Here is an 805-nt window from a genome sequence, read left to right as displayed (position 1 = left end):
ACCGGAATCATACGAATACAAAATATCATGATAGCAATGGGTATAGTAGCTATTATCATATGCGAAATGGACTTCATACAGCGATTGATTTATAACAACTTTCGATGGAGAAGTAGCTAGAACCACACTAACCAAAAAGGATCCAACCGTAACAGCAGTGCTTCCCGGCAAGTGCAACCCAGTAATTAAAAGGCTTGCTGCAGTTTCAACTCCACCAATCTCAATTTGCGCAATCGCCGTATTGTCAATTGTATAGCTGAGATTTGATACAAATATATGCTTATACTGTGATCCTGTAACATCACTTCCAACAGTGGCTCCCCTTGTTTGAGGCATAGATTTTGAAGTTGCTAATTTCAAAAAGACATCATAGCTTTGATTGGTCAATTTGCTTTTTTTCGTTTTTTGGGCTTTCGTATAGACAAGTTCACCTGTACCATCTTCTTTAACGCTCCGGTTCAAGGTAACATTTTGTCCATCAATATCAGTAAAGCGAGTTACTTCAATGATCGTATTTTTATCTATTTTGTAGGACACTTGCACAGTTCTTGCAACAGTAGCCACCAAATTTTCACGGTCGCTTTTAGAAATAATTTTTGTTTTACTGATTGCACTGTCTGCAAAAGCCGTTGTCATTGGCAAATTTTGTAAAGCGGCTACTGTTATGCCTAAACATAAAGTTTTCAAGAATTCTCTTCGAGATACATCTTTCATATTCTATCGCCGTAAGTTTTTTGATGAATTTTCTTGTACTCATGATCACATTTTCCTTTCCTTATTTTGATTTGATTGCTTTTACGACTAA

At 36.5% G+C, this 805-nt stretch carries 1 protein-coding gene; it reads right to left on the bottom strand.

Annotated elements, in window-relative coordinates; all coding sequences use genetic code 11:
• Positions 1 to 714: Tat pathway signal sequence (locus J3352_RS14185; RefSeq protein WP_207700534.1), on the bottom strand; the 714-nt coding region annotated here is incomplete at its 3' end.
• Positions 715 to 805 lie beyond the last annotated feature (91 nt).

Origin of the sequence: Faecalibacterium sp. Marseille-Q4164 (assembly GCF_017377545.1) — a bacterium.
In the GTDB taxonomy this organism is placed as follows: Bacteria; Bacillota; Clostridia; order Oscillospirales; family Ruminococcaceae; genus Faecalibacterium; species Faecalibacterium duncaniae.
This window is presented reverse-complemented; position numbering and strand designations above follow the sequence as displayed.